At 43.2% G+C, this 9014-nt stretch carries 8 protein-coding genes and 1 pseudogene; all 9 read left to right on the top strand.

What is annotated here, in order from left to right; translation table 11 throughout:
• The first annotated feature begins 231 nt into the window (after positions 1 to 231).
• Positions 232 to 1725, top strand: coding sequence for a leucine-rich repeat domain-containing protein (locus HMPREF9145_RS00140; RefSeq protein WP_036906038.1), 1494 nt, complete (start codon positions 232 to 234; stop codon positions 1723 to 1725).
• Positions 1726 to 1737: 12 nt separating this feature from the next.
• Entirely contained in the window at positions 1738 to 1914 is a 177-nt protein-coding gene (locus HMPREF9145_RS13620) for a hypothetical protein (protein ID WP_021824338.1), read from the top strand.
• A 431-nt stretch (positions 1915 to 2345) separates the two neighbouring features.
• The gene (locus HMPREF9145_RS00130; protein WP_021824315.1) at positions 2346 to 2807 is read left to right on the top strand and encodes a DUF6261 family protein; all 462 of its coding nucleotides are present in this window, start codon (positions 2346 to 2348) and stop codon (positions 2805 to 2807) included.
• A 424-nt stretch (positions 2808 to 3231) separates the two neighbouring features.
• Entirely contained in the window at positions 3232 to 3435 is a 204-nt protein-coding gene (locus tag HMPREF9145_RS00125; protein WP_036906036.1) for a hypothetical protein, read from the top strand.
• A 22-nt stretch (positions 3436 to 3457) separates the two neighbouring features.
• On the top strand, positions 3458 to 5041 hold the full coding sequence (locus tag HMPREF9145_RS00120; RefSeq protein WP_052026724.1) for a hypothetical protein: 1584 nt from the start codon (positions 3458 to 3460) through the stop codon (positions 5039 to 5041).
• Positions 5042 to 5575: 534 nt separating this feature from the next.
• Entirely contained in the window at positions 5576 to 6631 is a 1056-nt protein-coding gene (locus HMPREF9145_RS00115) for a DUF6261 family protein (RefSeq protein ID WP_021824328.1), read from the top strand.
• 248 nt (positions 6632 to 6879) lie between these two features.
• Positions 6880 to 7023, top strand: coding sequence for a hypothetical protein (locus tag HMPREF9145_RS13615; protein ID WP_007133393.1), 144 nt, complete (start codon positions 6880 to 6882; stop codon positions 7021 to 7023).
• 282 nt (positions 7024 to 7305) lie between these two features.
• A pseudogene (locus HMPREF9145_RS14350) lies at positions 7306 to 7845 on the top strand (ATP-binding cassette domain-containing protein); the annotation flags it as partial.
• A gap of 30 nt (positions 7846 to 7875) precedes the next feature.
• The gene (locus tag HMPREF9145_RS14345; RefSeq protein ID WP_410529644.1) at positions 7876 to 8925 is read left to right on the top strand and encodes an ABC-F family ATP-binding cassette domain-containing protein; all 1050 of its coding nucleotides are present in this window, start codon (positions 7876 to 7878) and stop codon (positions 8923 to 8925) included.
• Positions 8926 to 9014 lie beyond the last annotated feature (89 nt).

Raw genomic sequence — 9014 nt, 5'->3', positions numbered from 1 at the left:
TCTACTACTCTCTCTCTCTCTCTCTCTCTCTCTCTCATAGGCGCCACGCCAATAACCACACTCTAAAACATTTTCTCTTACGCGCGCGTGAGGCGTGCCATATATCCCATAAACAAAGGACTTTTCGGAGTTTCCTTTGTTCGCTTTTTCATGCCCTTTTGCCAAGCTGTGCAAGGGGAAAATAACGATGATTTTTTATGTAAATATTCAATAACAGAAATAGAAAGAAGTATGAAAAGAGTATTATTGATTTGGATAATTGTTCTATCGTCTTTATCAGCATCTGCACAGGCATCAAAAACAATCGTTCCCGACTTTACAGAAGAATACAATGGGGTCACTATGTATTACAAAATCATAGACCCAACCAATCGGTATTTACGTTTGGGGTCCCCCATGGGCCTATCATGGTCTCATTACTCCACATTGACAACCATTCCAACTACGGTTAAACATGCAGGTGTAGATTATACGGTGAAAGTCATAGGTATCTATGGAGGACTGGGCGGAGCTTCTGGCACAGATTTCTATATTCCAGAAGGTATAGAGGGACTTACAAGTAATTCTTTCGCCGCAACTTATGTGCAAACACTACATTTGCCCTCCACTCTGAAATGGTTGGATGGCTGGGCACTCATGGGAACTGCTATACGGCATATTGTTGGTTTAGAGAATACACAAATAACAGCTATCCCCTTCCGCCTTTGTGAACAATCTAATAAATTATCTCAGCATTGGGTATTTCCGCCAACATTGCGCCGAATAGCAGATGCATCTTTGGCCTATAACATTACGCTCAACGATAAAGAAATAACTCTACCTGAACATCTCGACTCTATAGCCTATGACCCATGGAATCCTACTGCAAGTACATTTTATTCGCCAAGATACCTGAACCGATACGAACGGGTTACATTATTGAATCCCAATCCCGCATTGATGACGCATCGAGGTAACGATCCTACTCATGAATACTATAATAACTCTACAGACATGAAAAATCTGTTTGGCACAGATGTGCTTGTTGTGAATGTTCCTGTAGATGCCACACATGCATATGAAACAAATACTGATTGGAGTTACTTTGCAGGCAAATACCGCGAGCAGGTCAACATCGGTGCCACCGGCTACACCACCTACTACTTAGAAAACGAGAATTTTAAAGTTCCCACCGGCTGCACCGCCTATATCATCACCGGCGTCACACCCAGTGGGAGTATAACCACTCCCGATAATGCCATTGTGAAAGCTTTCGGCGCAGGCAAAATCATTCCTAAGCAAACGGGCTTCATTTTGCAAGGCACACCCAACAGCACTGTCATTTATCAGGCCAATGTTACAGGCATTGAAGAAGATGTTACAGGCAACCTCCTTGTGGGCACAGCTACCGAACGAGAAATTAGCGGGGCTAGTTACAAATATTACGTTCTTTCAAACAGCGGCGACCAGGGCCTCGGCTTCTACAAACAAGGCACTCGCGGAGGCGCTTCTATCAAGCTGAAAGCGCATCGCGCTGGACTCCGACTGACGGAAAGTATTGCTCGTGCAAAAAGCTTTTTCATCGATTTTGATGCTGCTCGCGAAAATGCAAATGTTGCAGGCATCCGCAATATCGGACAAGAGGCTGAGGGCCGCGACAATGTTATCTACGACCTCCAAGGCCGTCGTGTGAAAAACCCAACACATGGCATCTATATTATTAACGGAAAGAAAGTCATCAAATAATCGCATAGAAGAATGAAAAAGAAATATACAACGCCCCACATCGCAACTGCTCGGTTAATGACCACAGATAATATTGCTCAGTTTATCGTTAGTTCGCATGCTGTAGGTGAGGACCAAGGCCTTGCTAAGCGTTCCCCCTTCTTTGACGAAGAAGTGTCTGACAACAATCCATGGGATGAAGATAACTAAGATATAGCAAGAAGTTCATAAAATAAATTCTTCGTCGGTCGACTAAAAGCTGAAAATAAAAACAAGCTGTTGTCGGCCGACGAAACTTAAAAACATACTTCTGCACACTGCAGAAAGGCTAAAAAAAAGTTTTTCATGCTTCTGCACACTGCAGAAAGGCCAAAAAGAAGTTTTTCATGCTGCTGCACACTGCAGAAAGGCCAAAAGTTGATTTTTCACGCTTCTGCACACTGCAGAAAGGCCAAAAAGAAGTTTTTCATGCTGCTGCACACTGCAGAAAGACCAAAAAGAAGTTTTTCATGCTTCTGCACGCTGCAGAAAGACCAAAAAGAAATTTTTCATGCTTCTGCACACTGCAGAAAAAATAAAAAGAAATATTATTCGACAGAAAGTATTAAAATTCAATTATCACTAACTTAAAATCATAAATCATGAAAAAGTTAAACATTCAAATTCCCAAGATGATGCAAATAGACAGCAGCTATTGTGGCAGATATGCCAATTCGCATCACTTGCAGTTTCAGTTCAACATGTATGAATTGGTGAAAGCCGTAGACAAACTGAAGTTGCACCTGACGGATGAATTGCTGAAGACTTGGGCCGACTGCTTGGAATTGGAAACAGAACTGAATAAGCAGGCCACGGCAACGGTCTACACCGAACAGATGAAAGCGTTCGACCAGCAGCGCGACGACCTACTGACCAACCTCTTTGGTGTGGTGCGGGCGCAACTGAAATCACCCGTGGCAGCGGTGCGCGAGGCAGCGAAAGCGTTAGACAAAGGGCTCGGCGTTTACGCAGGCATTCAAAGTAAGGCGGTCGACGCAGAAACGGCAGAAGTGCGTGGAATGCTGAAAGACTTAGAGCGCTTTGCCACTGAAGCAAAAGCATAGGAAAACATTTTCTGCTTATTTATTTGCCCCTTTAATTTTTTCTTCTTACCTTTGCCGCCGTGAAACAATTAGCAATGACATATCAAGTGAACGAAGTACTGCAAAGAATCTCTCAATTCTTTGCAACTTTTTGCACTTTATCTTTGGTCAATCCAAATAATTTGCTAACACACACACACACACACACACACACACACACACAGCGCACCTAGCGTCAAATAACACATTTTTTCTTTTCGCATACGCGCGCGCGAAGCGTGCCGTAACCCCTGTAAACAAAGGACTTCTCGGAGTTTCCTTTGTTCGCTTTTTTATGCTCTTTTGTGAACTCGATTTAGAGCAAAATAAGAACGAAATAACAGCTATTTTAATCAATAAACAAGCAGGATGTACTGACTCTGCGTATCCCTTAAAATTAAAAGAAATGATAGTAATTGAAAGAAAGATTTATCAAAAGCCCCAGTGCAATATCATTTGCACAGAGACAGAAGGGCTATTGGTTAACGGCAGTGGTAATGCAGGTACTATTCAACCTGGTCCATCTGCTGGCGATGCCAAACGTAACTTTTTTAACGAAGAAGAGGAAGACCAAGAAGAGACTCCTTGGAATAGTACAGAAAACTATTAAGAATTATCAGAAAGGAAAAGAAATGAATAAGTTTATGAAAAGAACGACTATTGGTTCAGTAATGCGAGGAATGTGTTATGGTTTCACAGCCTTATTGTTTGCTGCCAGCTGTACGAATGATAACGTTACACAGGACGAAAAGCAGAATAAAGATAATATCCCAGCGGGTGCAACCGTATTTACAGGCACATCCCAGCCAGAGGCAACAACACGTACAGCTATCCTTAACCATACAAAGGGCGCGGGTGCTTCCGTAAATTGGAATAGCACAGACAAGATATGGGTAAAGGACGATGGAGGAAACTGGCAGCAGAGCACAACAACAATTATTCCTTTCGCAGCAAACCCATCATATGCTAAGTTTGCTCTCTCGGGTACTTATACCGGTGCTACACATGACGTTCTATATACGAACATGGCTGTGACAGGAACGCAACCGCAAGTAGAGATTAAAGCAACACAAACACAGTCTGCCCCAAACAACTTTGACCATGCGGGCGAATCGGGCGATTGTGGAATTGCTACAGCTAATGGTTATAACTTCACCCTTAATCATAAGGCTTCCTATCTTTGCTTCATTCCTCGCACAAATAACGAGTATGTAAAGCGTAGTAAGTTGATTAAGATTGAGATTATGAGCGACGATGATATTGCAGGAACTTACGACATTGCTGCTAATGGAGCCCTCACCCTTGCTTCAGGTGGTTCTAAGACAATTACCGTAACAACAGGCTCTGGTTTTGCATTAGACAATTCTACTGCTGATATGAGCAAGAATGCAACCTATGCAGTCGTTGCTCCTGGCACACATACTTTCCGTATTCGTTACTGGCTTCGTAATACAACAGATAATCCTGATGGAACAATAGAAGGTACAGTTTCTAAAATTGTTACACTTAACTGTACAGCTGGTTCTATCCATGATATAACTGCTAATCTTAATCCGCATGACTACGACGGTGGCAATTATTATATGTGGGACGCACAGGAGCAATATTGGAAAGGATACGAATGGAATAAAGGTGGTAGCCAACCAACACTGACGAGTCAGTCTGCCAGCAGCGACTACCCACAGAATAGTAGCGATGTTAACAATCGTTGGTGTAACGAGAGTTACCCAGGTCCTGGCGTAAGTAATCCAGCTACTCACACTTCATGTAAAGACCTTCCAAACGCCAACGAGATGTCTTGGTACATAATGTACGGCAATCCTTGTTTGGATTATGACGAATTATGGACTACTATGGGTCATTTGTATAAAAGAGGCATGTGGTTTAAGAAGAAGTCAGTTCTGCAAGCAGAGAATCATTACAATACCGAGAAATCCGCTGACGGTTCAACTGACTTACGTACAACATACAAGATTTACCGCAACACCGGTAGTATCCTTCCTGTAGCCGATGCAAACAAATATTTCTACCTGCCCGACTTGGGTTACTACCAAATTGGTCTGCTGGGAAGTATCGGCTATGGCTTCTATTGGTCGTCGAGTGCTGACCCGAGGAACTACTACAGCGCGTACGCCCTGCGCATTATGAGTAATTTCGTCGACGTGGACATCTACCCCCGCGGCAACGGGTTCAGGGTAGAGCCAACGCTCGAGTAGTCCTTGCGCTTGCCCCTTACGGGTGTCGACCTCTAAGAAACCCCTCCCCCGAACCAATGGTCACTGACCGAAGAGAAGTAAAGGGGAGGGAGTTCCTAACAAGATAAAAGAGGATGAGAGACAAGGGAAAATCTAAGCCTTGGAAAAAATGAAAATAAGCGCTTCTGTCAACGACATAAGCACAAAAAAATGAAAATAAACGCTTCTGTCAACGACATAAGCACAAAAAATAGAAAATAAACGCTTCTGTCAACGACATAAGCATGAAAAAATGAAAATAAGCGCTTCTGTCAACGACATAAGCACAAAAAAATGAAAATAAACGCTTCTGTCAACGACATAAGCATGAAAAAATGAAAATAAACGCTTCTGTCAACGACATAAGCATGAAAAAGAGAAAATAAGCGCTTCTGTCAACGACATAAGCATGAAAAAGAGAAAATAAGCGCTTCTGTCAACGATAAGCATGGATAAAGGGAAATTAAAAGATGTGGTAAAGAACCACGAATATTAATAAACTTAAAATCAAAAATCATGGAACATTTCAATGTAAAAATTCCAAAAATGAAACTGGTAGATGCAGCACGCTGCACCCGCTACACTAATTCTCATCACCTGCAATTCATGTTCAACGTCTATGCACTGGTGAAAGCTGGCGACAAAGTGAAGTTGCACCTCACCGATGAACTGCTCAAGACTTGGAACGACTGCATAGAGTTAGAAACGGAGCTAAACAAGCAGGCCACTGCCACGGTGCACACCGAACAGATGGCAGCACTCGACCGCCAGCGCGACACGCTGCTGACCAACCTCTTTGGCATTGTTCGGGTGCAACTGAAATCGCCTGTGCAAGCCGTTAAAGAGGCTGCCCAAAAGCTCGACAAGGCACTCGGTGTTTATGCAGGCATTCAAAGCAAGGCGGCTGATGCTGAAACGGCTGAAGTGCGCGGATTGTTGAAAGATTTGGAGCGTTATGCCACGGAAGCAACAGCTTTGGGGCTAACACCGGTGACAACGGAACTGAAAACAATAAACGAAAAGTTCCAAGCCATCTACAATGATCGCCAAGTGAAGGTGGTTGATGCAAAATTGCCCCCACTGGCTGAGGTTCGCCCTCAAACCGACGCCGTTTTCAATGCCGTGTGCCACTATATTGAGGCCAGTTATCTGCTCGCAGCGACCGAAGACGACCGTCCACCGATTGAGCGTTTGGTAGACCAAATCAATCAGGAGGTAGACCACTTCAAAACGGCCTATAAACAGAGTGTGGCGCAGAAAAAGCCGTCGCCGGCAGTGAAAGAACGCGAAGAAAAGCTCAAAGCAGCTATTCCGGCCTTTGCAGAAAAGGCTGGCTATGACGAAGGCTCTCTCACTTACACGGGTAAAGGCAAGGGCGCAGGCATGAAACGCCAATATGAACTCGCCATAAAAGACCGTAAGACTGCTGACGGTAAACCTGCCACAATTTGGGTGGTCATGGGCAAAGATGGTTCGCTGCTTCTCGTAGAAAAGGCGAATGAAAAGCCGAAAACGGGCGGCGGAACAACCGAACAGCCAGGCTTTGGGATTAAACATAAAAACCAACCATAAAATTGTCGAGCTTAGGGAAATGCGCAAGGCCGCATTCATAAATTAACTCTTATTGCGACGAAAACCTGCGCAGCGGCGTAGTTATACAATAGGTATCGTCATAAATACTCCTAAGTCTAAAGTGGTGGTGCAGCGCTGTTGCGATAACAGCGCTGCACCCTTTTTTATGCGTTGTTTTCTTCACATATTTGGAGTTATCAGAGGAAAGCATTATCTTTGCATCATCACAAAAAACAGGAGGTTAACTTATGGCATACAAGACAGTAAAATATTCAAACCGCGAGGAAGCAGCGGAGGCGCTACACAAAATGATAGAGCGCAAACGCGAATGGGTAGAGAAAACAGAGCAAGAATTTAAAGAACTTGCCAAATTGAGGTCTACCAACACTTAATAAAAAATGTCATGAAAGCACTCAATCTTAATCGTCTAAACATTCGTACACCTTATTCCGTATGGGCTGTAGACACTATGCTGCCGTTATCGTTCAGTCTACAAATCTACATTTTAATCAGATAATCCAAGACTTTAACCAATTCGTTGGCTTTTTCCAAAACAAACCGGAGTAAACACACGGGAATTTACCATATTTGCGAAAATAGCAGGCATGACCTCGGGAATCCGAAGTTTTTTGATTATCTTTGCACCAAATTATATTTATAAGGCATAGGATAAAATGATAACATTAACAAATCTTGCTATCCAATTTGGAAAGAGAGTACTTTACAAAGACGTAAATATTAAGTTTACACGTGGCAATATCTATGGCGTCATTGGAGCCAATGGTGCAGGTAAGTCTACGTTGCTTCGTGCCATTAGTGGTGACTTAGAGCCGAATCACGGAAGTGTGGAGCTCGGGCCGGGTGAACGCCTTTCGGTGCTGGAGCAAGACCATTTCAAATATGATGAATATCGTGTTATGGACACGGTTCTTATGGGCCACCAGCCTCTTTGGGAGAATATGAAAGAGCGTGAGCGCTTATATTCGAAGGCAGAAATGACCGAAGAAGATGGTAATTTGGCTGCAGAATTAGAGGAGAAGTTTGCCGAAATGAATGGTTGGGAGGCAGAAAGTGATGCCGCACAACTCTTGCAGAACTTAGGTGTTCAAGAAGATTTGCATCAGAAAATGGTAGGCGAGCTGAGCAATACCGAGAAAGTGCGTGTCATGTTGGCAAAGGCCTTGTTTGGTAAACCTGACAATTTGTTGCTTGATGAGCCTACGAATGACCTCGATTTGGATACTGTGGAATGGTTGGAAGACTATCTTGGAGAGATTGACGAGACGCAAACGGTACTCGTAGTTAGCCACGACCGCCACTTCCTTGATGCCGTTTCAACACAAACGATTGATATTGATTACGGAAAGGTTACAGTGTTCTCTGGTAACTATTCATTCTGGTATGAGAGTTCTCAATTGGCACTTCGCCAGGCACAAAACCAAAAGTTAAAGGCCGAAGAGAAGAAGAAACAGCTTGAAGAGTTTATCCGTCGATTCTCAGCAAACGTTGCAAAGAGTAAACAAACAACTTCAAGAAAGAAGATGCTTGAAAAGCTGAATGTTGATGAAATCAAGCCATCAAGTCGTAAATATCCAGGAATCATCTTCCAAATGGAACGTGAACCAGGCAATCAAATCCTTGAAGTTGAAGGTTTGAAAGCCGTTGAGCCAGATGGAACCGTGCTCTTCGATGATGTCAATTTCAATATTGAAAAAGGACAGAAAGTTGTTTTCTTGAGCCATAATCCCAAAGCTATGACAGCCTTGTTTGAGATTATCAATGGCAACAGGCAAGCCGATGCAGGCACATATAAATGGGGAGTAACCATCACAACAGCCTATCTCCCACTCGACAACACTGAATTTTTCAATAGCGACAAAAACCTTATTGATTGGCTAAGTCAATATGGTGTAGGTAATGAAGTCATGATGAAAGGCTACTTAGGTAGGATGCTTTTCAGTGGTGAAGAAGTGCTGAAGAAAGTCAATGTTTTATCAGGTGGTGAGAAGATGCGCTGTATGATAGCGCGTATGCAGCTACAAAATGCAAACTGCTTGATCCTCGATACCCCAACAAACCACCTCGACTTGGAAAGCATTCAGGCCTTTAACAACAACCTGACATTATTCAAAGGAAACATCCTTTTCTCAAGTCATGACCACGAATTCATTGAAACTGTGGCCGACAGAATCATTGAGTTGACTCCAAAGGGAACAATAGACAAGTTAATGTCTTATGATGAATATATTCATGATGAAGGCATTAAAGAGCAGAAAGCGAAGATGTATAATTAAACCATAAAAGCACCAAAGGCCGCGAGAACAAAGTCTGTTATTCAGACAGAGCAACGTGTCTTTGGTGCTTTTGGCATGCTTTTTGTGAT

The sequence above is a fragment of the Segatella salivae F0493 genome, assembly GCF_000477535.1.
GTDB classification, from domain to species: Bacteria; Bacteroidota; Bacteroidia; order Bacteroidales; family Bacteroidaceae; genus Prevotella; species Prevotella salivae.
The sequence above is the reverse complement of the archived record's forward strand: the minus strand, read 5'-3'. Positions and strand labels throughout refer to the sequence as shown.

Excerpts from the sequence above, each read along its gene's own strand:
- HMPREF9145_RS13620 (WP_021824338.1), top strand. The coding sequence starts at position 1,738 with ATGAAAAAGAAATATACAACGCCCCACATCGCAACTGCTCGGTTAATG.
- HMPREF9145_RS13615 (WP_007133393.1), top strand. The coding sequence starts at position 6,880 with ATGGCATACAAGACAGTAAAATATTCAAACCGCGAGGAAGCAGCGGAG.
- HMPREF9145_RS00125 (WP_036906036.1), top strand. The coding sequence starts at position 3,232 with ATGATAGTAATTGAAAGAAAGATTTATCAAAAGCCCCAGTGCAATATC.
- HMPREF9145_RS00140 (WP_036906038.1), top strand. The coding sequence starts at position 232 with ATGAAAAGAGTATTATTGATTTGGATAATTGTTCTATCGTCTTTATCA.
- HMPREF9145_RS00120 (WP_052026724.1), top strand. The coding sequence starts at position 3,458 with ATGAATAAGTTTATGAAAAGAACGACTATTGGTTCAGTAATGCGAGGA.
- HMPREF9145_RS00130 (WP_021824315.1), top strand. The coding sequence starts at position 2,346 with ATGAAAAAGTTAAACATTCAAATTCCCAAGATGATGCAAATAGACAGC.
- HMPREF9145_RS00115 (WP_021824328.1), top strand. The coding sequence starts at position 5,576 with ATGGAACATTTCAATGTAAAAATTCCAAAAATGAAACTGGTAGATGCA.